The sequence below is a fragment of the Streptomyces sp. NPDC053069 genome (assembly GCF_044546895.1).
GTDB lineage: Bacteria > Actinomycetota > Actinomycetes > Streptomycetales > Streptomycetaceae > Streptomyces.
In genome coordinates, this window is the sequence record NZ_JBITZN010000003.1 from 544,413 (window position 1) to 568,958 (window position 24,546).

Here is a 24,546-nt window from a genome sequence, read left to right on the forward strand (position 1 = left end):
GGACGTATGACCATTGTCGCTTCCGGCCCCGCCGCGTCCGCCACCGCCCCCGCCGCCCTCGCCGCGTCCGCCGGTTCCGGCGCGTCCACCGCTTCCGCCGCTTCCACCGCTTCCGCCGCTTCCGGCAAGGGCGTCGGACCGCTGCTGCGGGCCTGGCGGGAGCGGCGACGGATCTCCCAGCTGGAGCTGGCGCTGCGTGCCGACTCCTCGGCCCGGCACATCAGTTTCATCGAGACCGGCCGGTCGCGGCCGAGCGAGGACATGGTGCTGCGGCTCGCCGGGCATCTGGACGTGCCGGTGCGCGAGCGCAACTCCCTGCTGCTGGCGGCCGGTTACGCCCCGCGCTATCCGGAGACCCCGCTGGACGACCCCGCGCTGGACGCGCTGCGCGACGGCATGGAGCGACTGATCCAGGGCTACGAGCCCTACCCGGCGCTGGTGGTCGACGCCGGCTACACGGTCGTCGCCGCGAACCGGGGCATCGCGATGCTGCTGGACGGCGTACCGGAGAAACTGCTCGGCCCGGCGCCCAACGCGATGCGGCTGACCCTGCATCCGGAAGGGCTGGCCCCGCGCATCCGCAATCTGCGCGAGTGGCGCGGGCATCTGCTCGCCCAGATGGAGCGGCAGATCGCCCTGGAGCGCTCGGAACGGCTGCGCGCCCTGTACGAGGAGGTGGCCGCCTACCCGGTACCGGAGGAGGACGCGCCGGCCGGTGAACCGGAGGAGCCCGTCGCGTACTTCGCGCTGCCGCTGCGCATCGAAGTCGGCGACCGGATCCTGTCGTTCGTGTCGTCGATCTCCACGTTCAACACACCGATGGACGTCACCGTCGCCGAACTCGCCATCGAGACGTTCCTGCCGGCGGACCCGGCGACCGCCAAGTACCTGCACACACTGGCCGGTTGACGCCTGCCCGCCGCCCGGATGCTTCTCGGACCGGTGTGCGAGAGGGCATCGCATGACAGACTGCCCGGGTACGTCGGCGCGTAAGGGGAGGGCGTGGCGTGAGTGAGCGGCGGGCTGCGCCCACCGTGGGTCAGGTGGTGCTCGGCAAGCGGCTGCAGGAGCTGCGGGAGGCGGCGGGCCTGGGCCGCGAGGAGGCCGCCCGGGTGCTCCGGGTGGCGCCCGCGACCGTACGGCGGATGGAGATGGCCGAGGTCGCGCTGAAGATCCCGTACGTGCAGGTGCTGCTGGACACCTACGGCGTGGCCGAGGAGGAGGCGGCCGCGTTCGTGCGGCTGGCCGAGGAGGCGAACCAGCCGGGCTGGTGGCAGCGGTTCCACGACGTGCTCCCGGACTGGTTCAGCCTGTACGTCAGTCTGGAGGGCGCCGCCCGGATCATCCGCTCGTACGAGCCGCACTTCATCCCCGGTCTGCTGCAGACCGAGGACTACGCGCGGGCCGTGCTGGAGGCCGGGACGATCGGGCAGACCTCGCCGCAGACCGTGGAACGGCATGTGTCGCTGCGCATGGAGCGGCAGCGGCTGCTGGAGCGGGACGACCCGCCCCACCTGTGGGTGATCATGGACGAGACGGTGCTCAGGCGTCCGGTGAGCACGCGCGGCGAGGTGATGCGCGCGCAGCTGGACCGGCTGCTGGAGTACGCCGAGCGGGACCGGGTCACGCTGCAGCTCGCCGAGTTCGCGGCGGGCCCGCATCCGGGGACGTACGCGCCGTTCACCCTGTTCCGGTTCGCCGAACCGGAGCTGCCGGACATGGTGTTCACCGAGTACCTGACCGGTGCCCTGTACCTGGACTCCCGCCGTGAGGTCGCCGCGCATCTGGAGGTCCTGGACCACATGACGGCGCGGGCGGCGTCGGCACAGCGCACGCGGACCCTGCTGCGGGAGTTCCGCCGGAGGCTGTGAGATCCGTGGGGAGTCAGGCCGCGCCTCCCTTGTCCCTGTCCTCGTCCACGATCTCGGCGTCCACCACGCCCTCCTCGTCGGGGGCGGAGCCCTGTTCCGTGGCCGGACCGCCGTCGGCGGAGGACGAGGCGGCCGCGTACATGGCCTGCCCCATCTTCTGGCTGACGGTGGCGAGCTTCTCCACTCCGGTGCGCAGGGCGGTGGTGTCGGCGTTCTGTTCCAGCAGGGTCTTCAGCTCCGCGACGGCCGTCTCGACCTCGCCGCGCGTGCCGGCGGGGACGCGGTCGTGGTTGTCGCGGAGGAACTTCTCGGTCTGGTAGACGAGTTGCTCGGCCTGGTTGCGGGTTTCGGCGGCCTCGCGGCGTTTGCGGTCCTCCTCGGCGTACTGTTCCGCCTCCCGCATCATGCGGTCGATGTCGTCCTTGGGCAGGGCGGAGCCGCCGGTGACGGTCATCTTCTGCTCGCGCCCGGTGGCGAGGTCCTTGGCGGAGACGTGCATAATCCCGTTGGCGTCGATGTCGAAGGCCACCTCGATCTGCGGGACGCCGCGCGGCGCGGGCGGCAGCCCGGTGAGGTCGAAGACGCCGAGCTTCTTGTTGTAGGCGGCGATCTCGCGTTCCCCCTGGTAGACCTGGATGCCGACCGAGGGCTGGTTGTCGGTGGCGGTGGTGAAGATCTCCGAACGGCGGGTCGGGATCGTGGTGTTGCGCTCGATGAGTTTGGTCATGATGCCGCCCTTGGTCTCGATGCCGAGGGACAGCGGGGTGACGTCGAGGAGGAGTACGTCCTTGACGTCGCCGCGCAGGACGCCGGCCTGGAGGGCGGCGCCCACGGCGACCACCTCGTCGGGGTTGACGCCCTTGTGCGGGTCCTTGCCGGTGAGGTCGCGGACCAGGTCGGTGACGGCGGGCATCCGGGTGGAGCCGCCGACGAGGATGACGTGGTCGATCGCGGACAGCTCAATCCCGGCGTCCTGGACGGCCTGGTGGAAGGGCTTCTTGCACCGGTCGAGCAGGTCGGCGGTCAGCTCCTGGAACTGGGCCCGGGTCAGTTTCTCGTCCAGGTGCAGCGGGCCCTCGGCGGAGGCGGTGATGTAGGGCAGGTTGATGGTCGTCTCCGACGACGACGACAGTTCGATCTTGGCCTTCTCGGCGGCCTCCCGCAGCCGCTGCACCGCCATCTTGTCGGCGGCCAGATCGATGCCGTAGCTCCCCTTGAACCGCTTCACCAGGTGCTCGACGATCCGCTGGTCCCAGTCGTCGCCGCCGAGGTGGGTGTCGCCGTTGGTGGCCTTGACCTCGATGACGCCGTCGCCGATCTCCAGCAGGGAGACGTCGAAGGTGCCGCCGCCGAGGTCGAAGACCAGGACCGTCTGTTCCTCGCCGCGGTCCAGGCCGTAGGCGAGGGCGGCGGCGGTCGGCTCGTTGATGATCCTGAGCACCTTCAGGCCGGCGATCTCGCCGGCCTCCTTGGTGGCCTGCCGCTGGGTGTCGTCGAAGTACGCGGGTACGGTGATCACCGCGTCCGTGACGTCCTCGCCGAGGTAGGCCTCCGCGTCCCGCTTCAGTTTCTGCAGCACCCGGGCGGACAGTTCCTGTGCCCGAAGGCGGGTGCCGTCGATCGAGCCCTGCTCCGGGAAGCGCCAGCTCGCGTCGCCCATGTGGCGTTTCACCGAGCGGGCGGTGCGCTCCACGTTCGTCACCGCCTGCCGTTTGGCGACTTCGCCGACCAGCACCTCGCCGTTCTTCGCGAACGCCACCACCGACGGTGTGGTCCGCGCACCCTCCGCGTTGGTGACGACGGTGGGCTCGCCGCCCTCCAGGACGGCCACCACCGAGTTCGTCGTCCCGAGATCGATCCCGACCGCGCGTGTCATGGTCCGTCCCCTTCCGCCCGGGTGCCTGCCGCTCTCCCAGCACATGACGTGCCTGCGACGCTGTCAATGCCCGGGTTCCCCGGGAACGGCGATGCCGCGCCCCTTCAGCGGGACGCGGCATCCGGGGTGGTACGAGGCCTCAGGCCAGCTCGGCCGTCAGGGTGATGCTCGTACCGGTCAGGGCCTGGCTGACCGGGCAGTTCTTCTTGGCGTCCTCGGCGGCCGAGGCGAAACCCTCGGCGTCCAGGCCCGGCACCTCGCCGCGCACGGTGAGGTGGATGCCGGTGATGCCCTCGCCCGGCTGGAAGGTGACGTCGGCCTTGGTCTCCAGCCGGGTGGGCGGGGTGCCGGCGCCGGCCAGGGCGTGCGAGAGGGCCATGGAGAAACAGCTGGAGTGGGCACCGGCGATCAGCTCCTCGGGGCTGGTCTTCCCGTTCGCGTCCTGGGAACGCGAGGCCCAGGTGACCGGCTGCTCGCCGATGCCGGAGGAGTCGAAGGTGACGACGCCGTTGCCCTCGAGAAGGTTGCCTTCCCAGACCGTGTGCGCGGTGCGCGTGGTGGCCACGATGATTCCTTTCCGTCGGATCCCGGTTCGGGGTTTTCCGTACCCCTATCCGATCACATCCTGGCTCGTCGCACGCTGAAGACCGGCCCGAGCGGGGTGAACGGAAGGTGCGGACGCTCGGCGCCGGTCTCGGCCGCGCCCCCTGGCCCCGCCCTGTCACCCGGGTGCGGTGCACATGACCAACCGGGTGCGGGGCCGGGTGCTCCTAGCGGCCGTCGTAGCCGGCCGTCGGCATGGACAGGCGGCGGTGCACGCGGGCCTTCATCTGCGCGTCGTACGACGGTTCGGCCCGCCCGACGGTTTCCACGCGCACGCCGCGTCGGGCGCACTCGGCGGTGAATGCCTCGACCGAGGACACGGCACGCCGGAGCACGCGCAGGCTGGGCGCGACGAAGACGTCCAGGCCGGGCCGGACGCCGTCCCACAGGGCGCAGTGGTCGAAGCGCAGTCCGCCGGCGAGGAGTTGCCGGGCGATGACGTAGCCCCGTTCGGCGGCCCAGCGGGCGCACATGGCGTGCTGGCTGCGCGAGTCGACGAGGAAGGGATCCGCCTCCAGTTCTTCCAGGGGGGTCAGGCTGGCGATGGCGATGACCCGCACCGGCGTGGGTGCAGGTGTGCCGGAGGTGCCCCGCAGTTGTCCCATGGCGTCCCCCTCACCTCCGATTTCGCCGCCGACCCTACTCCTGCCCGCGGGCATCGGGGAGTCGCGCGAAGGAGGCGAAGAGGGTGCCGGTGGAGACCGACCGGTGAGATCACGCCACCTGCGCGATCCGGGACGGGAACATACGGATGCTCACCGATCCTCTGTTCGCCTGCCGGTGTTCGCTGCCGGCCGGGTCCCGGCGTGCGGACGCGGTGCCTGTCTCGCACCCCTACGGGGCGCTGTACTCCAGCACCCTTGAGGCGCCGACCGGCAGATCCCACAGGTCCTCCCTGTCCAGTCCCGCCTTCTCCCAGGCCGCCCGTACCCGCGTGAGCGGTTCCAGGACCGGCTCGGCCGAGAGGATGAAGGTGCCCCAGTGCATCGGGGCCATGCGGCGCGCGCCCAGGTCCAAGGTGGCCTGGACGGCTTCCTCCGGGTCGCAGTGGACGTCGCTGAGCCACCAGCGGGGGTTGTAGGCGCCGATGGGCATGAGGGCGAGGTCGATGCCGGGGTAGCGGCGGCCGATGCGGGTGAACCAGTGGCCGTAGCCGGTGTCGCCGGCGAAGTACAGACGCTGTCCGTCGGCGTCGGTGAGGACCCAGCCGCCCCAGAGGCTGTGGCAGGTGTCGGTGAGGGTGCGCTTGGACCAGTGGTGGGCGGGGACGAAGTCGAAGCGGACTCCCGCCCGTCGCGCGCCGCCGTCCTCGGCCGAAGGGCCTGCGGTGCCGTCCCTCGGATGCAGTTCGGCGCCTTCCCACCAGTCCAGCTCGGTGACGCAGGTGAAGCGGCGGCGACGGAACCAGCGGCCGAGGCCGGCTGGTACGAACACCGGGGTGTCTCGCGCGAGTTGCCGCAGGGTGGGGGCGTCGAGGTGGTCGTAGTGGTTGTGGCTGATGACGACGGCGTCGATGCGCGGCAGGGTCTGCCAGGGGACGCCGACGGGGGTGATGCGGGCGGGGGTGCCGAGGATACGGCGGGACCAGACCGGGTCGGTGAGGACGGTCAGGCCGCCGATCCGGACGATCCAGCTGGCGTGGCCGGCCCAGGTGACGGCGAGGGTGCGGGTGTCGACGCGGGGCAGGGGTGCGGGCGCGCAGGGGAGCCGGGCGATGTCGGCGAGGCCTTCGGGTCCGGGGCGTACGGCGCCTTCGCGGGCGAAGCGGGCGAGGGCCTTGAGGCCGGGGAGGGGGGCGGTGAGCCGGTCGTGGAAGGTGCGGGGCCACACGCGGTGTTCACCGAGGGGGCGGGGTTCGGCCAGCGGGGGGAAAGGGGGAGCCAGGGGGGCCGGGGGAATGGTTTCGGCAGCTTCGTCGGTGTGTGCGGTCGTCGTGGCCACCGTCGTCGTGGTCGTCGCCGCCGTCGTGGTCGTCGTCGTGGTCGTCGCGGCGGGACCGGGCTCAGCCGTGCCGGGCTCGTACCTCTCGGTGTCATGGATCTCGGTCTCATGCGTCTGCTGCGTCATCGAGGAGGCTCCCATCGCTGAGCGTCGTCGCGGAGATCGCCGAGGGCCGACGTCAAGGACATCAACGCGCGTTGCACGTGCGGCAGTTCCAACGGCGCGGGTGAGGTGAGGCATTCCGTGCGCTCCTCGTCCGTACCGCCCAGCAGGGGGCCCGTGGCGAGTCGTACGCGCAGCGCCCCGAGGTCGTCGCCGAAGCGGTGGCCGCCGGGGGCGGGCATGCCGAGGCGGGTGGTGAGGAGGTCCTCCAACTCCTGTGCGTCGCCGACGCCTTGTGCGGCGAGGGACTCACGCAGCGGGCCGAGGTCGGCGTACAGGTGGCGGCCGGCCTGCGGGGGGCGGGCGAGCGCGCCGACGGCGACGACGGCGGCGTGCGCGGCGGCGGCCACGCACGCGTGCAGGCGTACGACGGCCTCGCGGCGCTCGGTGACGGGTGGGGGTTCGTCGAGGGCGTAGCCGGCGGCCGCGGCGACGGGTGCGGCGATGCGGGCGCCGAGCGCGGTGAGGATGTCGAGCACGCGCGCGTGCAGGTGTGCTCCGGGTTCGGTGGCCGGGAAGCGGGCGACGGCGGCGGGCCAGCCCGGCGGCAGCAGGGATCCGGCGAGGTCGGTGACGACGGTGACCAGGTCGGGCCGCATCTCGGCGGGGCTGAGCAGGACGGTGTCGTGGGGGTGGTGCAGGGTGTCGCGCCAGGTCTCGTCGCTGACCAGGTGCAGTCCCTCGGCGGTGGCCGCCTCGACGGTCTCGTGGAGGAGTTCGGGCGGGGCGACGGTGGCGGTGGGGTCGTCGGCGATGGACAGCACGAGCAGCCGCGGGTCGCCGCCCTCGGCGCGGACCCTGCGCACGGTCTCCAGCAGGGCGTAGGGGTCGGGGACGCCGCCGCTCTCGGCGGGTGTGGGCACGTGGTAGGCGGGCCGGCCGAGGACGCGGGCGTACGGGGCCCACCAGGCGGCGCAGGGGCGGGGGACGAGGACGTCACCGCCGTCCGAGGCGAGTGCGGAGGTGAGGGCGAGCAGCAGTGCGGGGGCGCCGGGGCCGGCGGCCGCCTGGTCGGGGACGGTGGGCAGGCCCCGCCGGGTCCAGTAGCCGCAGGCCGCTTCGAGGAGGGCGGGGGCGCCGCCGACGGGCTGGGCGTCGGTGCGGCTTGCCGCGGCGGCGAGTACGGCGGTGAGTTCCGGGAGCACGGGGAGTCCGTCGCCGGGCAGGGGCGGGCCGTAGCGGACGGGGCCGTGCCCTTCGGGGTCCGTCCGCCGCATGTCCGCCTCCGCGCAGTCCGGGTTCCGTGTGCCGCCCGGTCCGGTGCCGTGTGGCCGGGGCGGGCTGTGTCGTCGTGGGCTGCTGTGTGGTGTGGTCCTGTGGCCGGGTCTGTCCATGGCCTGGGGTGTCGGTCGGTGTGGGGGCCGCTTGCCGGTGTCCTTGTCGGGGCGTGTACCCGCGGGGCGGCCGTCCATGGGAGTGTCGGGCGTGGCCCGGGTCACACGTCCGTGCGCCGGTCGGTGGGGGCGCGCCGTCGGCCGTACAGCCGGTAGCCCGCTCCGCCGCAGGCCGCGGCCATGAAGGCGGCGCCGCCGGCGAGGGCCGGGACCGAGTCGGTGAAGGTGCCTCCCTGGCCGGCTTCGACGCCGTGCTGCACGGTGGCCGGATCGCATCCGTCGGCGTCGTGGCCCTTCCGGTCGTCGGCTCCGCCGCAGCCGTGGCCGTCGTCGGGGCAGTCTCCGCCGCCGGTGCACTCGCCACGGCCCTCGTGACACTGGCCGCCCTCCCGGCAGGCGTTCCCGCCGGAGCACGCCTCCCCGGTCCTGCACTGCGCGCCACCATCGCAGTCCTCCCCCGCCCTGCAATCCGCGCCGCCCTCGCGGTCCTCCCCCGCCCTGCCCCCCGTACCGTCCCCGCTGTGCTGGCAGTCCTCCCCCGCCTCACACCCCGCACCGCTCTCGCGGTCCTCCCCGGCCCTGCCCCCCGTACCGTCCGGACCCGGGCAGGACTCCGGGCTGGGGCAGCCGCCGTCGTCGTCCTCGCACGGCTCGCTCTCCCGGCACGGCGTGGCGCCGTCGTCGCAGGGGGCGGCGGCGTCCGCGCAGGCGTGTGCCGCGCCGCACTGCTGCGGCGCGGCACACGGTCCGGTGTCGGCGCCACCGACCGCGGCGCGGGTAGGGGAGACGGGGCCGACGCTGTGGGGTGGCAGCACGGGGTCGGCTGCGTGGGTCGGGGACACCGGACCGGCGGCGTGGGTCGGGGACACCGGACCGGGGCCGCCCTCATCGGCGGTCGCGGTGGGCCCGGCCAGGGTGATGGCGGCACCGGCTATGAAGGCTACGGACAGGGCACGGGCGGTGCGGCGCATGGGGCGGGCTCCTCGGCGGGCACGGCGGGCGGTCGGCGGCGGTACGCCGGACACCGGTACGGCAGTACGCCGGAACCGGTGGGACGGTGCCTCCGGTGCTGTACCGGCGGTGCCGGTGGCACTGCCCGGCGGTGTCGCGGGTACGGGGCACGGGGCGTGCCCTCGCTGCCATCACAGCCCCGGCGGCGCCGCGGCGCGCGCGGCCGGCCCCCATTCGCGGGACAAGGACGGCCGGCCGGGTGAACACACCGGCCGCGCGTCTCCCGCCCCCTCCCTGACGACGTTTCGAGGTTTTCCGTCCCCTGCGCAGGTGACTCGGTATCTGCTGACCGGATCGTCCGCTTCGCACCTCACCAGGAGGTTCCTCCATGAGCACCAAGGTCTCCGACCACATCCTCGAGCGCTTGCGCGCTTGGGGCGTGGAACAGGTCTTCGGCTATCCGGGTGACGGCATCAACGGGCTGCTCGCCGCCTGGGGCCGGGCCGAGGACCGGCCGCGGTTCATCCAGTCCCGGCACGAGGAGATGTCCGCCTTCGAGGCGGTCGGGTACGCGAAGTTCAGCGGCCGTATCGGGGTGTGCGCGGCCACCTCGGGGCCCGGCGCGATCCATCTGCTGAACGGCCTGTACGACGCCAAGCTGGACCATGTGCCGGTGCTGGCGATCGTCGGCCAGACGAACCGGACCGCGATGGGCGGCTCCTACCAGCAGGAAGTCGACCTGCACACCCTGTACAAGGATGTCGCCTCGGACTTCGTGGAGACGGTGACGGTGCCCGAGCAGCTGCCGAACGTGCTGGACCGGGCGATCCGCACGGCCTACGCGCGGCGCTCCCCGACGGCCCTGATCATTCCTGCCGACGTGCAGGAGCTGGACTACTCGCCGCCGACGCACGAGTTCAAGATGGTGCCCTCCAGCCTGGGCATGAGCGACTACACCGCCACGCCCACGGACGAGGCGCTGCGCCGCGCGGCGGATGTGCTGAACGAGGGCGACAAGGTGGCGATCCTCATCGGGCAGGGCGCGGCCGGTGCGGTCGCGGAGGTGCAGGAGATCGCCGAACTGCTCGGCGCGGGCGTCGCGAAGGCGCTGCTCGGCAAGGACGTGCTCAGTGACGAGCTGCCGTACGTCACCGGGCCGATCGGGCTGCTGGGCAGCCGGCCGTCGTACGAGCTGATGCGGGACTGCGACACCCTGCTGACGATCGGGTCGTCGTTCCCGTACACGCAGTTCATGCCGGACTTCGGCAAGGCGCGCGGGGTGCAGATCGACATCGATCCGCACATGATCGGTATGCGTTTCCCGTACGAGGTGAATCTCGTCGGTGACGCGAAGGCGACGCTGCGGCGGCTGATCCCGTTGCTGAACGCCGACCGGGGCGGGCGCGAGTGGTACGACACGGTCTGCGCGAACGTGACGCGCTGGCACGAGACGATGGAGCGGCGGGCCGGGCTGTCGGCCGACCCGATCAACCCGGAGTACGTGGCACGGGCACTGGATCCGCTGCTGCCGGACAACGCGATCCTGACCTCGGACTCCGGTTCGGTCGCCAACTGGTACGCGCGGCACATCACGATGCGGCCGGGCATGCGCGGTTCGCTGTCCGGGACGCTGGCGACGATGGGGCCCGGGGTGCCGTACGCGATCGGCGCGAAGTTCGCGCATCCGGACCGGCCGGTGTTCGCGCTGGTCGGTGATGGCGCGATGCAGATGAACGGCCTGGCGGAGATGATCACGGCGGCGAAGTACCGGGACCGCTGGTCGGATCCGCGGCTGGTGGTGGCCGTATGGAACAACCGGGACCTCAACCAGGTGACCTGGGAGATGCGGGCCATGGAGGGCGCGCCGTCGTTCCTGCCGTCGCAGGAGATCCCGGACGTGCAGTACGCGGCGTTCGCCCGCTCGCTGGGGCTGACCGGTGTCCGGGTGGAGAAGCCGGAGGAGGTGGAGGCGGCCTGGCGGACGGCACTGGAGGCCGACGGACCCGCGGTGGTCGAGTTCCTCACGGACCCCGCCGTACCGCCGATCCCGCCGCATGCCACCTGGGAGCAGATGGAGGCGACGGCCGCGGCGATCCTGAAGGGGGATGCCGACCGCGGCTCGATGGTCAAGCAGGGGCTGAAGGCGAAGATGCAGGAGTTCCTGCCCGGCAAGGACAAGCGCTAGTCCCCTGGAGGGAGACATGCAGCGAGGCAGTGACCGGCTGAGCGTCCACCGGGACGACGAGATGAAGCATGAGCTGCAGGGCCTGTTGAGGTCCGGGCATCCGACACGGGTGGAGGAGTGGCACGATCCGGAACCGGCCGCGGACGACGACCCGGAGGTGTGGAGCGGTCCCGTGGGCGGACTGGGTTCGCCGGCGTCGCTGGAGCGGGTGCGGACGGAGCTGGCCCGGACCCTGAGCCGCGGTTGCTTCCCGGCGACCGCGCGGGACCTGGCGCGGATGCTGCGCCGACGGAACGCGCCGGCTGCTTTGGGTGACGCGGTGGCCGGGCTGCCGCACTCGGCCCGCTACGAGAACGTGCAGCAGCTGGCCGAGGCGCTGGTGGGCCGCGGATGAGCCGGGGCCAGGCGGCCGAGATCGCGAGCGGGGCCGGCGTCGACGTCGAGGTGGCGACCACCCGGTTCCTGCTGTACGGACTGCTGCCCGGCTGGTTCGTGCCGGGGCTCGCCGACTGGGTGATGCACCGGCGCACCCGGATCGAGGACACCGTCGGCACGAAGGAGTCGGTGATCCATGCGCTGATGATGGCGGAGGTCGGTCTGCCGATCGCGCTGACCTTGCGCTACCGGATCAATCCCCTGCTGCTGAGCGTGCAGCTGGGGGCGGCGGCGGTGCACGAGGCGACCGCGCTGTGGGACGTGCGCACGGCTGTCCGCAGCGACCGGGAGGTCAGGCCGGTCGAGCAGCACATCCACAGCTTTCTGGAGTCGCTGCCGTTCGGTGCGCTGGCCTCGCTGATGTGCCTGCACGCCGACCAGGTGCGGTCGCTGCTGCGGGGCGGGCGCGGGGACCCGGACGCCTGGCGGCTGCTGCCGCGCCGGCGCCCGCTGTCGCCCGGCTATCTGGCGGGCATCGGCGTGGCGATCGGCGCGTTCGTGCTGCTGCCGTACGGCGAGGAGCTGTGGCGCTGCCGGCGGGCGGCCCGGGTGAGGAAGGGGCGCGCCCGCGCCCACAGGGCCGCGGTGAGGAAACTGAAAGGGAACTGAGCATCATGCGTATCGCATTTCTCGTGGCACCCGAGGGCGTCGAGCAGGTCGAGCTGACCGAGCCGTGGAAGGCGGCCTCCGACGCCGGGCACGAGCCGGTGCTGGTGTCGACGGAGCCGGGGAAGGTCCAGGCGTTCCACCATCTGGACAAGGCGGACACCTTCGACGTGGACGAGGTGGTGGGCGAGGCGTCGGCGGGGTCGTTCGGCGGTCTCGTACTGCCCGGCGGGGTGGCCAATCCGGACTTTCTGAGGATGGACGACAAGGCCGTGGCGTTCGTGAAGGACTTCTTCGACCAGAGCCGTCCGGTCGCGGCGATCTGCCACGCGCCGTGGACGCTGGTGGAGGCGGACGTCGTACGGGGCCGGGTGCTGACGTCGTGGCCGAGCCTGCGGACGGACATCCGCAACGCGGGCGGCACCTGGGTGGACGAGCAGGTCAAGATCTGCGACCACGGCTCCAATCAGCTGGTGACCAGCCGCAAGCCGGGCGATCTGAAGGCGTTCTGCGACGCGTTCCTGCACGTGTTCGCCGGGGAGCCCGGCTGACCTGCGGCGACGAGTGAGGGCCGGCCTGTCGGGGCCGGCCCTTTCTCTGCCGTGGCTGTCGGCTCAGGTGCCCGAGGTGCCGGGGTTCGCCGTCTCGCTGCAGCCGCGTTCGCGGGCGCCCTCGCGGGTGCGTCCGGCGCTCACCAGGCGGCGTGGGTTGCGGCGCAGGTATTCGCCCTCCAGCTGTGCCATGCGCTCGTTGTGGGCCCGCAGCGCGTCGTTGGAGCCGTACAGCAGAGTGTCGTGGCGCGTGCGGTGGATCGTCTCCAGCTCCTTCATGAGCTGCTGGTCGTCCAGCCGGCTGGGGTCGACTCCGGTCATCGTGGTGCCCCGCTCGTCGTGTTCGTTCATGGGGTACGGGTACCCGCCCGGCATGCACAGCCCCCGAGCGGTTTCCGGGAGGAATCCATGGAGCTCGCGTTCCTGAGTCCACTGTACGAACATCCGGGGTCCTGGGCCTCCGCATACGTCGACACCTAGGTGCACACGGAGGACCAGCAGCAACGCCGTCATCTGAGTGCGGAGGCGGTGACCCGGGAGCTGGCCCGGCAGGGGGCGGACGAGCCCACCTGCCAGGCGGTGCACGAGGCCCTGGAGCGTATGCGCCACGCGCCGGAGCCGTACGGGCGGGCGGTGTTCGCCCGGGACGGCGAGGTGGTCCTGGAGGTGCCGCTGACGCGGGGTCCGCAGGGCGGCGAGGCGTACTGGGGTGCGCTGCCGCGGGTGACACCGCTGCTGGACCTCGCCGGCGAGGACCCGCTCTGGTCGCCCGCATCGACCGGACCGGCGCCCGCATCGAGCTGCGCAGCGCGCTGCTGCACGAGGAGGCCGGGCGGGTGACGGGCCGGCAGTGGCCCATGCACCGGTCGAAGGCGTCCGACTGGTCCGAGCGGCACTTCCAGCTGAAGGTGGAGGACACCTGGGAGCACAATGCGCGCGAGGTCGCCGAGGCACTCGCCGCGTGCCAGGAGGAGACCGGCGCCGACCTGCTGATCCTGTGCGGTGACGAGCGGGGGCGCAGGTCGGTGCACGAGCAGCTGCCGAAGGCGCTGCAGGACCGTGCGGTGGAGACGTCGCGCGGCAAGGACAGCAACCTGCTGCCGCAGGAAGTGGAGGAGATACGCGCGGAACACGTACGGCAGCGGATCCTGGCCGAGGTGGACCGGTACCGGGCGGCGCGGACACCGGACGAGGAGCGGCGGGCGGCCGCCGTCGAGGGCGTGCCGCAGCTGATCGAGGCGGCGCGCGAGCACCGGCTGGCCGAGCTGCTGATCCGCCCGGACGCGCCCGACACGCACCGCGAGGTGTGGATCGGCGAGGACCCGGACCAGCTGGCGGTCCGCCGTACGGAGCTGAGGGACATCGGCGAACAGCAGGCATGGCCGGCCCGCGCGGACGACGCACTGGTCCGGGCGGCCGTGGTGACGAACGCACCGGTCGTGTCGCTCACCCCCGTGCTCCAGGACACCGGGGACGAGGTCGCGGCGGGCGGCCTGGGGGCGCTGCTGCGCTGGAAATGACCGATGGCGCCGGAGCCAATGGAGCGCCGGGCAGCGGGAGCAAGGGGCGCGGAGCCGTGGCGACATGCGGCTTTGCCGCGCGGGCGCGACAAGCCACGACGGCGAGAGGGTGCGTGCCTCCTAGCGGGTGCGTGACACGCGGCGCTCGTCCCAGACGGGCTCCGGCGTCTCGCGGACGCGACCATCGCTGCCGAAGACCAGGTAGCGGTCGAAGCAGCGGGCGAACCACCGGTCGTGGGTCACGGCGAGGACCGTGCCCTCGAAGGCCTCCAGGCCCTCCTGAAGGGCCTCTGCCGACTCCAGGTCGAGGTTGTCGGTCGGCTCGTCCAGCAGCAGGGCGGTGGCGCCCGCCAGTTCCAGCAGCAGGATCTGGAAGCGGGCCTGCTGGCCGCCGGAGAGCCGGTCGAAGGTCTGCTCGGCCTGCTGGGTCAGCTCGTAGCGGCGCAGCCTCGACATGGCGGCGCCGCGGTCCTGGGAGTGCTCCTTCCACAGGACGTCGAGGAGGGTGCGGCCCTGGAGTTCGGGGTGCGCGTGGGTCTGCGCGAAGTGGCCGGGCACGACACGCGCGCCGAGCTTCCACTCGCCCGTGTGCGCGACGTCCTCGCCGGCCAGCAGACGCAGGAAGTGGGACTTGCCGGAGCCGTTGGAGCCGAGGACGGCGACCCGTTCGCCGTAGAAGACCTCCAGGTCGAACGGTTTCATCAGGCCGGTCAATTCGAGTCGCTCACAGGTGACGGCCCGGACGCCGGTACGGCCGCCCTTCAGGCGCATGGTGATGTCCTGCTCGCGCGGCGGCTCCGGCGGCGGGCCGGCTTCCTCGAACTTGCGCAGGCGGGTCTGGGCGGCCGCGTACCGGGAGGCCATCTCGTGGCTGACGGCGGCGGCCTGCCGCAGGTTCAGGACCAGCTTCTTCAACTGGGCGTGCTTCTCGTCCCAGCGGCGGCGCAGCTCCTCGAAGCGGGCGAAGCGTTCGCGGCGGGCCTCGTGGTACGTGGCGAAGCCGCCGCCGTGCACCCATGCGTCGGCGCCGGCCGGGCCCGGCTCCACGGAGACGATCTTCTCGGCGGCGCGGGCGAGGAGTTCGCGGTCGTGGGAGACGAACAGGACCGTCTTGCGGGTCTCCTTGAGCTGCTCCTCCAGCCACCGCTTGCCGGGCACGTCGAGATAGTTGTCCGGCTCGTCCAGGAGCAGCACCTCGTCGGTGCCGCGCAGCAGCGCCTCCAGCACGAGGCGTTTCTGCTCGCCGCCGGAGAGGGTACGGACCAGGCGCCACTGGGCCTTCTCGTACGGCACGCCGAGGGCGGCGGTGGTGCACACGTCCCACAGGGTCTCGGCCTCGTAGCCGCGGGCCTCGGCCCAGTCGGCGAGTGCCTGTGCGTACGTCAGCTGGGCCGCCTCGTCGTCGACGGTGACGAGGGCGTGCTCGGCCTCGTCGACGGCCTTCGCCGCCTGGCGGATGCGGGGCGGGGCGACGGAGACGAGGAGGTCGCGTACGGTCGTCTCGTCGCGTACGGAGCCCACGAACTGGCGCATCACGCCGAGGCCGCCGCTGACGGTGACGGTGCCGGCGTGCGGCTTCAGCTCGCCGGAGATCAGCCGGAGCAGGGTGGTCTTGCCGGCGCCGTTCGGACCGACGAGCGCGACGGCGGCCCCTTCGCCGACCCGGAAGGACACGTCCCCGAGCAGGGTCCTCCCGTCGGGGAGGTGGTATTCGAGGTGCGCGGCTTCCAGATGTCCCATGGCCGGGCATTCTCCCGGGCGACTCACGGACACGGCAAACCGTTATAGGGGGCACCAACGGTTGCCGGGGGCGGCCATACGGCTGCCGGTGGGCCGAAACGATCGCCGGGGGCGCTGTCGGTTGCCGCGGGCCGGTGATCGGTTACCAGCCCCGCCGGCCTCCCCCTACCCCGCCGTCTCCACCCGCTCCCCCGTCGGGCCGCCCTCGGCCGCTGGTCGGACTGTGGCGCCCTGCCAGGACACTGCCTTCCAGATGCCGGACGGGGAGTTCTCCAGGATGATCACGCCGGTGTTCTTGAGGGGCCGGGCCGCGGCGAAGGGGATGTCGATGTTGGCGGCGCGGGCGGCGGTCCACATGCGGATCGCGGCGCCGTGGCTGACCATGGCGACGGTACGGGCACCGCTCGCGGCGGCCTCGGCGATCACGGCGTCGTACCGGGCGAGGGCCTCCTCGCCGCTCTCCCCGCCGGGGATGCGCAGCGCGGTGTCGCCGGCCGCCCAGGCGAACACCGTGCGCATGTACTCCCGGCCCTCGGGGGATTCGCCCGGCAGCATCTCCAGGTCGCCGGCGGAGACCTCGCGGATGCCGTCGCGGACGAGCACCTCCAGCCCGACGGCGGCGGCCAGCGGGGCGGCGGTGAGTCTGGTGCGCAGCAGCGGGGAGGCGTAGACCGCCTCGATGTCCTCGTCGGCGAGCGCCTCGGGCAGTGCGGCCGCCTGCGCCTCGCCGAGCGGGGTGAGCCCGGGGCCGGGCACGGCGGTGTCCAGCAGGTGGTCCACGTTGGACGGGGTCTCACCGTGGCGGACGAGGAGCAGGCGCATACGGGGGAACTCCTTGCGCGCCGGCCGGACCACGGCGCGGGCAGGAACAAGAAGCGGGCACTTCAGGGTAACCGCACCTCATGAGCCCAGACCTGGACCTGACTGCCCGTACGACCGGCCACGGCCCGCTGTGCCGGCTGCTCGATCTGGACGGCCGGCTGTTCGAGGCGGCCGCCGCCTGGCACTGGCCCGGCGCGGAGCGCGTGCTGCCCCGTCTCAGCCGCAGCGCGAACCACGGTGTGCTGTGGTTCGCGACAGCCGCCGCGATGGCCGCGAGCCGCACCCCGAGGGCCCGCCGGGCGGCCGCCCGGGGCCTGGCCTCGCTCAGCGTGGCCTCGCTGGCCATCAACACGATCGGCAAGCGCTCGGTGCGCCGGGCGCGGCCGGTACTGGACCCGGTGCCGCTGGTGCGGCAGCTGAAGCGGCAGCCGATCACCACGTCCTTCCCGTCCGGGCACTCCGCGTCGGCCGCCGCCTTCGCGACGGGGGTCGCGCTGGAGTCCCCGGCGTGGGGCGCGGCGGTGGCGCCGGTGGCGTTCTCGGTGGCGGCCTCCCGGGTGTACACGGGCGTGCATTTCCCGAGCGACGTACTGGCCGGGGCGGCGCTCGGCGCGGGTGCGGCCTTCCTGGTACGACGGCTGGTGCCGACCCGCGCCCAGGTGCGGCGGCCGGCCCGGCCGCGCGCCGAGGCGCCCGCGCTGCCGGAGGGCGACGGTCTGGTGATGGTCGCCAACCAGGGTTCGGGCGGCGCCGACCGGGCCCGGGCGTTGCAGGCGGCGCTGCCGGCGGCGGAAGTCGTCGAGTGTGCGCCGGAGGAGATCGGTGACGAGCTGGCGAAGGCGGCGGCCCGCGCGCGCGTGCTGGGTGTGTGCGGCGGCGACGGCACGGTGAACACGGCCGCCGGGGTCGCCCTGCGGCACGGACTGCCGCTCGCGGTGCTGCCCGGCGGCACCCTGAACCACTTCGCCTACGACCTCGGCGTGGAGGACGAACGCGATCTGGCCCGTGCGGTCCGGCACGGCGAGGCGGTGCGGGTGGACGCGGGCCGGTACCGCAGCGGCGGCGCCGAGGGCCTGTTCCTGAACACCCTGAGCCTGGGCGTCTACCCGGAGCTGGTGCGCGAGCGGGAGCGCTGGTCGCACCGGATCGGCGGCTGGCCGGCCGGGGTGCTGGGCGCGCTGCGGGTGCTGCGCGCGGACCGGCATCCGCTGGAGGTGGAGGTGGGCGGTCAACGACGTCCGCTGTGGCTGCTGTTCGCCGGCAACGGCGTCTACCACCGGATGGGGCTCGCGCCCGGCCGGCGTACCGATCTCGCTGACGGGCTGCTGGACGTGCGCGTGGTGCACGGCGGCCGCCGGCCGGCGCTGCGGCTGCTGGCCGCCGCGGCGGCGGGCCCGCTGACCCGGTCCCCGGAGCATGCCGCGGTGCAGGTGAACCGGCTCCGGCTCACCGGTATCGCACCGGGGACCCCGCTGGCGTACGACGGCGAGGTGACGGCGGTGTCGGGCGAGCTCACCCTGGAGAAGCTGCCGGAGGCCCTGACGGTGTACCGCCCGCTGCGGACCGGCATTTGACAGGCTGCCAGTCCACATCTCGATACACAGATCTCATCATTCGGCATGCGCGCGTACCGTGATGCTTACCACCGGCGACGAGGGTGAAGGGGAACAGCCATGCCGAAAGCACAGGAAACCGCCGTCTACACGCACGGGCACCACGAGTCGGTACTGCGGTCGCACACCTGGCGGACCGCCGAGAACTCCGCGGCCCATCTGCTCGGCTCCCTGAAGCCCCACATGAAGATCCTGGACATCGGCTGCGGTCCCGGGACCATCACCGCCGACCTGGCGGAACGGGTCCCCGAGGGCCATGTCACCGGCGTGGACCACGCGCCGGGCATCCTGGAGCAGGCCCGGGCCACCGCCGCCGCGCGCGGTCTGGCCAACGTGGACTTCGCGGTCGCCGACGTGCACGCCCTGGACTATCCGGACGACACCTTCTGCGTGGTCCACGCCCATCAGGTGCTCCAGCATGTCGGTGACCCGGTGCAGGCGCTGCGCGAGATGAAGCGGGTCACCAGGCCCGGCGGACTCATCGCCGTACGCGATGCGGACTACCCCGGAATGTCGTGGTATCCCGCGTCGCCCGGCATGGACGACTGGATGGACCTGTATCTGAGGGTGGCCCGGGCCAACGGCGGCGAGCCCGAAGGCGGGCGCCGGCTGAAGGCATGGGCGCTGGCCGCCGGGCTGACGGACATCACCGCCACCTCCAGCACCTGGACGTTCACCACACCCGAGGAGCGGGCCTGGTGGAGCGGCCTGTGGGCGGACCGGACCCTGGCCTCCGCCTACGCCGACCGGGCCACGCAGGGCGGTCACGCGACCGTGGAACAGCTGCGGGCCGTGTCCGAGGCCTGGCGCGCCTGGGGACGGCGGGAGGACGGCTGGTTCGCGGTCCTGCACGGGGAGATTCTGTGCCGTAAAGAAGCCTGAATCCCGGAATTCGGGAAACCCGGACTGCAGGAGGTTCAGACTATGGTTCCCATTCTGCTGGTACTGCTTCTGGCGCTGATTCTTTTCGGGGTCGGATTCGCGGTGAAGATTCTCTGGTGGATTGCTTTGGCGGTGCTCGTCGTCTGGCTGCTGGGTTTCCTGGTCCGCAGCACCACCGCCGACGGCGGCAGGGGCCGCTGGTATCGGTGGTGAGGTGAGGTCAGCCGCGCGGAAGCAGCGGCCCGAGCGGCCCGAGGTCCAGATTCAGGTCCTCGGGCCGCAGTCCGTAGCGCTCGCGCAGCTCGGCCATCCGCTCCTCCAGGAGCATCAGGGTGAGCCCGATGCGCTCCTCCTGCTCCTCGGTCAGCTCACCGGTGTCGAAGCGCCGCACGGCCTGCCGTTCCATGAGCTGGCGCAGCAGTTCCACCACGGTCAGCACCAGTTTCACCAGGTCGCGCTCGACCGTGTCGGGTTCCAGGTCGAGCCGGTTGCGCGGGGTCACACGACCTCCTCGGGCGGGGGGACAACCAGTTCGAAGGGTGAGGGGACCGACTCGTTCACGGAGCTGATCAGGGCGTTCAGGTCGATGCGGACCAGGTCGACGTCCGCGATCCGCAGGGTGATGTCACCGGTGACGACCACGCCGCCGGCCAGCAGCCGGTCGAGCAGGTCGACGAGTGCGATCTCGCGCCGTTCCACGACGGTCACGACCCGGCCTCCCCCGTGAACGAATAGGCGGCCCAGGGGCCGGTGAGTTCGACCCGGATTCCGGGTGCCTCGTCCTTTGTGCGGTCCACGAGTTCCACGAATTCCTCGGAATGCATGCGCGGTACAAGATAGGCCGCGTTGAGGACGTTACGGCCGGGCGCAGCGGAAAGTGTGGAATTCTGCGGAGCGTGCAGCCGGTATTCCTCGGCGTACCGGCAGAGCCGCTCGTGCAGCGACCGGGCGAATTTCTCGGCGCGCTGCCACTGCTCCTCCTGGGCGTGGGTGCTCTCGCGCCGCCGGCGCAGATAGTCCCGGCCGCCGGCCGGCTTCGCCGCCTCGGGCTCGGGCTGGGCAGGCTCAGGCTCCAGGTACACCTTCACGCCCCACTCGACCCGGCCCTCCAGCCGGTCGAGGATGCGGCGGAAGTCGTCCTCCCGGGCCTCGATCATCGAGCGTACGCCGCTGCAGTCCCGGAAGACGGTCCCGAGCCGGAGCGGCAGCGGGGTGGTGACGGTGGTGAGCGCGTCGATCACACCCTGGTGCGCGCGGGCGGTCGCGGCCAGCCAGTCCAGATCCTCCAGATGGGCCTTGAGGGCCTCCTCGCTGAAGTCGGCCTCCGGGACCTGACTGACGACGGCGACCAGCCCGTGGTGGTGCAGCAGCCCCGGCGGGGCGCCCCCGATGCCCGTGAGCTGGGACTGCAGGGGCGTCCCGAAGGGGCGGCAGACGGCGTAGACATAGCGCAGTCCGGTCATGGCGCCTCCTTCGGCACGTGGCCCGCTTCCAGCTCCTCCAGCCGGGCCAGCCGTTCTCTCAGCTCGGCGTTCTCCCGGGTCAGCTCGTCGCGGCGGGCCCGGGAGGACAGGGCCGGGTCGCTCTCCCACCAGTCGATACCCATCTCCTTGGCCTTGTCGACCGAGGCGACGATGAGCCTCAGCTTGACGGTCAGCAGTTCGATGTCGAGCAGATTGATCCGGATGTCACCCGCGATCACCACGCCCTTGTCGAGCACGCGCTCCAGGATGTCGGCGAGGTTGGCTCCGCTGCTGTGGCCGTACGGATCGGGAAACCGGCTGGGCGTCGTCATCGACGGCTCCCGCGCCCGGCGTACTCGGGCTCCTCTTCTTCTTCGTCTTCCTCTTCGTCCTCGTACTCGTCCTCGGACTCCTCCGGCTCCTCTTCTTCCTCCTCCTCTTCCTCGTTCTCGCCCTCGTACTCCTCGGGCTCCTCCTCTTCCTCTTCCTCTTCCTCTTCTTCCTCGTCCTCGGCGCGGGGCTCCTCGGACTCCTCCTCGGACTCCTCCTCCGCGGGCTCCTCCTCTTCGGACTCCGCCTCTTCCTGCACCGCGTCCTCGTGGCTGCGGACCACCTCGCCGTCGCGGATCTCGCCGCGCCAGCCGTCCTCCGCCTCTCCCTTCATGGTGATGAAACGGGCGAAGTGCTTCAGGTCCAGCCTGGCCCGGCGGCCCTGGGCGCGCCACAGATTGCCGGTCTTCTCGAACAGACCGGACGGGTAGTACTCCATGACCAGCAGGACCCGGGTGAGGTTCTCCCCCAGCGGGTGGAAGGTCACGACGCCCTTGACGCTGCCCTTGGCGCCCTCGGACGTCCACTGGATGCGGTAGTCGGGTATCTGCTCGGTGACGTGCGCCTTCCAGCTGCGGCTGGACCAGAAGATCTTCGCCTGCCAGTCCGAGTCGGTGTCGCCGGCGCGGCTCGCGCTCTTGACGCCCTTGGCGAAGGTGGAGAACTCCTGGAACTGGGTCCACTGGTCGTAGGCGGTACGCACCGGCACGCCGACGTCGACGGACTCCATGATGACGGTGGGCTTGTTGCCCCCGCGGCCCTTTCTCTTGCCCTTGCCGCCCCCGAGGTTCTTGACCGCGTCCATCACGTTCTCCTTGGCGCGGGAGGCTCCCAGCTCCAGGACGGAGCGCAGCGGTCCCTTGCCCTCGGCGAGCTTGCGGCCGCCGTCGAGGGCCAGCTTGGCGAAGCCGGGGCTCTTGCCCTCGGCGATGTCGTTGAGCTTGACGGTGGTCTCGCCGAGCTTGCGGCCGAACCCGGTGAGCAGTCGCTGGGCCTGAGCGGCCAGGTACTCCTGGGCCTCGGCCTTGAGCCGGTCGGCGGCCTCGCTGTGGGCGAGGTCGGCGATCGGGTTGTCCTTCGCCGCGCCCGTGGCCTTGCCGGCCCCGGACGTGACCGACCCGAGGGTCTCGGTCATCGCTCCTCACCACCCTTCGACTCCCGGGTGCCGGCCGTCTTCTTCCCGGCCGTCTTGCGCGCCCCGCCGGTCTTCCTGGCCGCCGCCTTCTTCGCGGGGGCCGTCTTCTTCACCGCGGTCTTCTTGGCGGAGGCGTTCTTCGGCGGGGCCTTCTTGGCCGCCTTCTTGGCCGACGGCCTGTCCTCCCGCTCCTCGCGGTCACCGTCCTCCGGTGCCTCGCGGTCCTCCTCCCCGCGTGTCTCGCGGTCGCCGTCCTCCTCCCGCTCCTCATCGGAACCGGACTCGGGCAGCACCCCGGAGAGCTGGTCGCGCACCTGGGAGGTGCGACTGTGCAGCCGGTCGGCGAGCGTGCTCATCTGCCGCTCGACCATGGCCCCGGACGCGGCCTTGCCCACGCCCCGCAGATCCTGGCGCAGCTGATCGCCGATCTCCTTGAACTGCGGGTTGTCGCGCAGCTGCTGGCGCGCCATCGACGCGAGCGCCCCGGGGCCGAGGTTCAGCTTCTTGCCGGCGACCAGGGAGCCGACCGCGAGCGCCATTTTCAGTTTCTTCGTGCGTCCGAGCAGATATCCGGCCCCTATGGCGAGGCCCAGTGCCGTGCGGTTCATCATCACGTCCCGTCACCTGTGGTGTCGCCGGAGCGCAGGGCGATCTCCAGCCGGTCGAGCAGTTCGTCCTCGCGCCGGTCGAACTCCTCCTCGGTGATCTCACCCGCCTCCAGCTGTTCTTCGAGTCGGGCGAGTTCGGCCCGTACGGTGGCGGGGTCGTAGTAGATCCGTTCCGCCTCGCGGAGCACCTGGCCGATCGCCCAGCCGCTGCCGCGCACCGGTGCGAACGGCAGCAGCAGCACCTCCTTGATCAGTCCCATGGACTCCTCCTTCCGCGCGGGCCCCGCCCCGTCGCCTACGCCCCGGCGTCCGCGGCCGCGGTGTCGGCCGCCGGCTGGGAGGGGCCGGGCTCGACGAAGCTGTACGGCGGCAGCGGGCCGTTGACGCGCAGTTCCAGGTGGGGGTGGCCGGCGCGGACCCGCTCCACGGCGGCCAGGAACTCCTCGGCCGCGTCCCGGCCCACCAGGAACGAGACGTTGAGCAGCCAGCCGGTGGACTGCGGGCCGACGCTGACCGCGGCGGCGGCCGGCTCCAGCTCGGCCTGCACCTCGGCGGCGTCCTCGGCCTCCTTGGCCTTGACGGCGGCCGCGACCATCTCGCCGAGGCGCAGCTTGTCGTCGTAACTGCCGCCGCCGGCACGCCTGTTGGCCTCGGCGAGGGAGCGGATCTCCGCGTTCTCGGCCATCACACGGTGCAGCACGGCCTCTTCGACGTGGTTGGCCTTGACGTTGTACTCGACCCTGCCGTCCAGGGCCTTCAGTCGCTCCAGGTAGTGCTCCGCGCGGTCGGTCAGCACCTGGACGACCGTGTCGTCGTCGGGGGCGACGTTCCCGAACCGCATGGGCAGCACACACCCGGCCGCGCCGGTCTCGGCGAGCACGTTCTGGTGCGCGAGCAGGTCCCGGCGCTTGGCCCGCAGCCCCTCGGGGGCGTCGCTGACCACGGCGGCCAGCTCGCCCGCCGTGAGGACCCGCACCGGCCGGGCCGGCTCACCCACACCGGTCATGCCCTCGGGGAGGGCAGGGTGCGAGCGGGCGGTGATCCCGTAGACGTAGGTGCTCACTCCTGCTCCTCCTTCCGGCGGGTGGTGGACTTACGAGGGCGCCGAACTTCGCTGCCCTCCTCGCGGGCCTGCTTGAAGGCGTCGGAGATGGTCTCCGCGGCTCCCGACAGGGCGCCCTTGGACTTGCCGCGGGCACCGGACTCGGTGATCTCGCCGACCAGGTCGGGCAGCCCGGGGCTCTTGCGGGGGCCCGCCTCCAGGTCGAGACGGTTGCACGCCTCGGCGAACCGCAGGTAGGTGTCGACGCTGGCCACCACGACCCGCACGTCGATCTTCAGAATCTCGATGCCGACCAGGGAGACCCGCACGAAGGCGTCGATCACCAGTCCCCTGTCGAGGACGAGTTCGAGTACGTCGTAGAGGCCGCTGCTGCCGCCTCCGCCTCCGGTCTGCTGTGCCGGGACAACGGTCATGCCGGCCGTTCCTCCTCCTGAATAGTCGGTGCCACGGTGGCTGCGCGGACGGGGCAGGCGGGCAGGCGGCCTACCGGCCGCCGGGTCGGCGCGCGTCGGCCCGCCCGCGTTCGTAGCGGCGAACGCGTCGGTAGCCGGTGAGCTGTCCGTCGCCGTCGAGCTCGACCTCGTAGCTCGCCATCAGGCTCATCGTGTCCGGCACCCTCGCGAGTTCGAGGACCTCCATTTCGAGCACCCATCCGTTCTCGGTCTGCTCGAAGGAGGTCACCGACTCAGGGGCCAGCCCGGTGAGTTCGGCGAGCTGGCTACGGGCCTGGCGCAGCACCTCGATGGGGGCCGGCCGTCGCTCGTCCGCCTCGCTCCGCGTGTCGTTCTGTGGCTCCCGTGAATTCTGGGTTTCCCGTGAATTCTGTGACTGGGATGTGTTGTTTGTGTTCGACAT

28 protein-coding genes and 1 pseudogene are annotated in these 24,546 nt (G+C 72.1%); 10 read left to right on the top strand and 19 right to left on the bottom strand.

The window, feature by feature from the left end:
- Positions 1 to 6: 6 nt before the first annotated feature.
- Positions 7 to 909, top strand: coding sequence for a helix-turn-helix domain-containing protein (locus ACIGXP_RS09495; RefSeq protein WP_399766007.1), 903 nt, complete (start codon positions 7 to 9; stop codon positions 907 to 909).
- Between the two features lie 98 nt (positions 910 to 1,007).
- Positions 1,008 to 1,871 (top strand): helix-turn-helix transcriptional regulator, encoded by an 864-nt coding sequence (locus ACIGXP_RS09500; protein ID WP_363216244.1) that lies wholly within the window; start codon positions 1,008 to 1,010, stop codon positions 1,869 to 1,871.
- A gap of 13 nt (positions 1,872 to 1,884) precedes the next feature.
- Here the strand turns inward: ACIGXP_RS09500 and dnaK are convergent, their stop codons facing one another.
- The 6 genes from dnaK to ACIGXP_RS09530 all read right to left on the bottom strand — a co-directional run bounded on the left by dnaK (position 1,885) and on the right by ACIGXP_RS09530 (position 8,758).
- Complete coding sequence (gene dnaK, locus ACIGXP_RS09505; RefSeq protein ID WP_399766012.1) at positions 1,885 to 3,747, bottom strand: molecular chaperone DnaK; 1,863 nt, start codon at positions 3,745 to 3,747, stop codon at positions 1,885 to 1,887.
- Between the two features lie 139 nt (positions 3,748 to 3,886).
- Positions 3,887 to 4,312: an OsmC family protein gene (locus ACIGXP_RS09510; protein ID WP_363216246.1), complete on the bottom strand. Its 426-nt coding sequence runs from the start codon at positions 4,310 to 4,312 to the stop codon at positions 3,887 to 3,889.
- 205 nt (positions 4,313 to 4,517) lie between these two features.
- Positions 4,518 to 4,955, bottom strand: a complete 438-nt coding sequence (locus ACIGXP_RS09515) for a hypothetical protein (RefSeq protein WP_363216247.1) — start codon at positions 4,953 to 4,955, stop codon at positions 4,518 to 4,520.
- A 229-nt stretch (positions 4,956 to 5,184) separates the two neighbouring features.
- Positions 5,185 to 6,417, bottom strand: a complete 1,233-nt coding sequence (locus ACIGXP_RS09520; RefSeq protein ID WP_399766015.1) for an MBL fold metallo-hydrolase — start codon at positions 6,415 to 6,417, stop codon at positions 5,185 to 5,187.
- Positions 6,414 to 7,670, bottom strand: coding sequence for an aminotransferase class I/II-fold pyridoxal phosphate-dependent enzyme (locus ACIGXP_RS09525; protein ID WP_399766018.1), 1,257 nt, complete (start codon positions 7,668 to 7,670; stop codon positions 6,414 to 6,416). The genes ACIGXP_RS09520 and ACIGXP_RS09525 overlap by 4 nt, the downstream gene beginning before the upstream one ends.
- Positions 7,671 to 7,888: 218 nt before the next feature.
- Positions 7,889 to 8,758 carry a hypothetical protein gene (locus tag ACIGXP_RS09530; RefSeq protein WP_399766021.1) on the bottom strand — a complete coding sequence of 290 codons (870 nt, stop codon included), beginning with the start codon at positions 8,756 to 8,758 and terminating at the stop codon, positions 7,889 to 7,891.
- 368 nt (positions 8,759 to 9,126) lie between these two features.
- Between ACIGXP_RS09530 and ACIGXP_RS09535 the strand changes: the two genes are divergently transcribed.
- The 4 genes from ACIGXP_RS09535 to ACIGXP_RS09550 are packed head-to-tail and all read left to right on the top strand — an operon-like array spanning position 9,127 to position 12,515.
- Positions 9,127 to 10,923, top strand: coding sequence for a thiamine pyrophosphate-requiring protein (locus tag ACIGXP_RS09535; protein WP_399766023.1), 1,797 nt, complete (start codon positions 9,127 to 9,129; stop codon positions 10,921 to 10,923).
- Between the two features lie 16 nt (positions 10,924 to 10,939).
- Positions 10,940 to 11,317, top strand: a complete 378-nt coding sequence (locus tag ACIGXP_RS09540; protein WP_363216252.1) for a DUF2795 domain-containing protein — start codon at positions 10,940 to 10,942, stop codon at positions 11,315 to 11,317.
- Positions 11,314 to 11,967: a diguanylate cyclase gene (locus ACIGXP_RS09545; RefSeq protein WP_399766027.1), complete on the top strand. Its 654-nt coding sequence runs from the start codon at positions 11,314 to 11,316 to the stop codon at positions 11,965 to 11,967. Before ACIGXP_RS09540 ends, ACIGXP_RS09545 begins: the two co-directional genes overlap by 4 nt.
- A 5-nt stretch (positions 11,968 to 11,972) precedes the next feature.
- Entirely contained in the window at positions 11,973 to 12,515 is a 543-nt protein-coding gene (locus tag ACIGXP_RS09550) for a type 1 glutamine amidotransferase domain-containing protein (protein ID WP_363216254.1), read from the top strand.
- A 63-nt stretch (positions 12,516 to 12,578) separates the two neighbouring features.
- On the opposite strand, the gene ACIGXP_RS09555 is transcribed toward ACIGXP_RS09550, so the two are convergent.
- Positions 12,579 to 12,866 carry a DUF6158 family protein gene (locus ACIGXP_RS09555; RefSeq protein ID WP_363216255.1) on the bottom strand — a complete coding sequence of 96 codons (288 nt, stop codon included), beginning with the start codon at positions 12,864 to 12,866 and terminating at the stop codon, positions 12,579 to 12,581.
- 57 nt (positions 12,867 to 12,923) lie between these two features.
- Between ACIGXP_RS09555 and ACIGXP_RS09560 the strand changes: the two are divergent.
- A pseudogene (locus ACIGXP_RS09560) lies at positions 12,924 to 14,035 on the top strand (Vms1/Ankzf1 family peptidyl-tRNA hydrolase).
- A gap of 120 nt (positions 14,036 to 14,155) precedes the next feature.
- Here ACIGXP_RS09560 and ACIGXP_RS09565 read toward each other — a convergent pair.
- Positions 14,156 to 15,775, bottom strand: a complete 1,620-nt coding sequence (locus ACIGXP_RS09565; protein ID WP_399766030.1) for an ABC-F family ATP-binding cassette domain-containing protein — start codon at positions 15,773 to 15,775, stop codon at positions 14,156 to 14,158.
- A gap of 165 nt (positions 15,776 to 15,940) precedes the next feature.
- Positions 15,941 to 16,597, bottom strand: coding sequence for a histidine phosphatase family protein (locus ACIGXP_RS09570; protein ID WP_399766033.1), 657 nt, complete (start codon positions 16,595 to 16,597; stop codon positions 15,941 to 15,943).
- A gap of 80 nt (positions 16,598 to 16,677) precedes the next feature.
- On the opposite strand from ACIGXP_RS09570, the gene ACIGXP_RS09575 reads away from it, so the two are divergent.
- From ACIGXP_RS09575 to ACIGXP_RS09585, 3 genes are all read left to right on the top strand, one after another.
- Positions 16,678 to 18,171, top strand: a complete 1,494-nt coding sequence (locus tag ACIGXP_RS09575) for a bifunctional phosphatase PAP2/diacylglycerol kinase family protein (protein ID WP_399766035.1) — start codon at positions 16,678 to 16,680, stop codon at positions 18,169 to 18,171.
- A gap of 99 nt (positions 18,172 to 18,270) precedes the next feature.
- Complete coding sequence (locus ACIGXP_RS09580) at positions 18,271 to 19,092, top strand: class I SAM-dependent methyltransferase (RefSeq protein ID WP_399766038.1); 822 nt, start codon at positions 18,271 to 18,273, stop codon at positions 19,090 to 19,092.
- Positions 19,093 to 19,134: 42 nt separating this feature from the next.
- A complete protein-coding gene (locus ACIGXP_RS09585; RefSeq protein ID WP_363216262.1) occupies positions 19,135 to 19,305 on the top strand; it encodes a hydrophobic protein in 171 nt (56 codons plus the stop codon).
- 7 nt (positions 19,306 to 19,312) lie between these two features.
- Here ACIGXP_RS09585 and ACIGXP_RS09590 read toward each other — a convergent pair whose 3' ends face one another.
- The 10 genes from ACIGXP_RS09590 to ACIGXP_RS09635 form a co-directional block, all read right to left on the bottom strand.
- A complete protein-coding gene (locus tag ACIGXP_RS09590; protein WP_363216264.1) occupies positions 19,313 to 19,594 on the bottom strand; it encodes a gas vesicle protein K in 282 nt (93 codons plus the stop codon).
- Entirely contained in the window at positions 19,591 to 19,800 is a 210-nt protein-coding gene (locus tag ACIGXP_RS09595; protein WP_399766043.1) for a gas vesicle protein, read from the bottom strand. Before ACIGXP_RS09595 ends, ACIGXP_RS09590 begins: the two co-directional genes overlap by 4 nt.
- Entirely contained in the window at positions 19,797 to 20,555 is a 759-nt protein-coding gene (locus ACIGXP_RS09600; RefSeq protein ID WP_399766046.1) for a GvpL/GvpF family gas vesicle protein, read from the bottom strand. Before ACIGXP_RS09600 ends, ACIGXP_RS09595 begins: the two co-directional genes overlap by 4 nt.
- Positions 20,552 to 20,887, bottom strand: coding sequence for a gas vesicle protein (locus ACIGXP_RS09605; protein WP_363216267.1), 336 nt, complete (start codon positions 20,885 to 20,887; stop codon positions 20,552 to 20,554). The genes ACIGXP_RS09600 and ACIGXP_RS09605 overlap by 4 nt, the downstream gene beginning before the upstream one ends.
- On the bottom strand, positions 20,884 to 22,020 hold the full coding sequence (locus ACIGXP_RS09610; protein WP_399766050.1) for an SRPBCC family protein: 1,137 nt from the start codon (positions 22,018 to 22,020) through the stop codon (positions 20,884 to 20,886). The genes ACIGXP_RS09605 and ACIGXP_RS09610 overlap by 4 nt, the downstream gene beginning before the upstream one ends.
- On the bottom strand, positions 22,017 to 22,628 hold the full coding sequence (locus ACIGXP_RS09615) for a DNA primase (RefSeq protein WP_399766157.1): 612 nt from the start codon (positions 22,626 to 22,628) through the stop codon (positions 22,017 to 22,019). Before ACIGXP_RS09615 ends, ACIGXP_RS09610 begins: the two co-directional genes overlap by 4 nt.
- A 2-nt stretch (positions 22,629 to 22,630) precedes the next feature.
- Positions 22,631 to 22,888: a gas vesicle protein GvpG gene (locus ACIGXP_RS09620; protein WP_399766052.1), complete on the bottom strand. Its 258-nt coding sequence runs from the start codon at positions 22,886 to 22,888 to the stop codon at positions 22,631 to 22,633.
- Between the two features lie 35 nt (positions 22,889 to 22,923).
- Positions 22,924 to 23,691, bottom strand: coding sequence for a GvpL/GvpF family gas vesicle protein (locus ACIGXP_RS09625; RefSeq protein WP_399766055.1), 768 nt, complete (start codon positions 23,689 to 23,691; stop codon positions 22,924 to 22,926).
- Positions 23,688 to 24,104 carry a gas vesicle structural protein GvpA gene (locus tag ACIGXP_RS09630; RefSeq protein ID WP_363216272.1) on the bottom strand — a complete coding sequence of 139 codons (417 nt, stop codon included), beginning with the start codon at positions 24,102 to 24,104 and terminating at the stop codon, positions 23,688 to 23,690. Before ACIGXP_RS09630 ends, ACIGXP_RS09625 begins: the two co-directional genes overlap by 4 nt.
- Positions 24,105 to 24,174: 70 nt before the next feature.
- A complete protein-coding gene (locus ACIGXP_RS09635; RefSeq protein WP_399766058.1) occupies positions 24,175 to 24,546 on the bottom strand; it encodes a gas vesicle protein in 372 nt (123 codons plus the stop codon).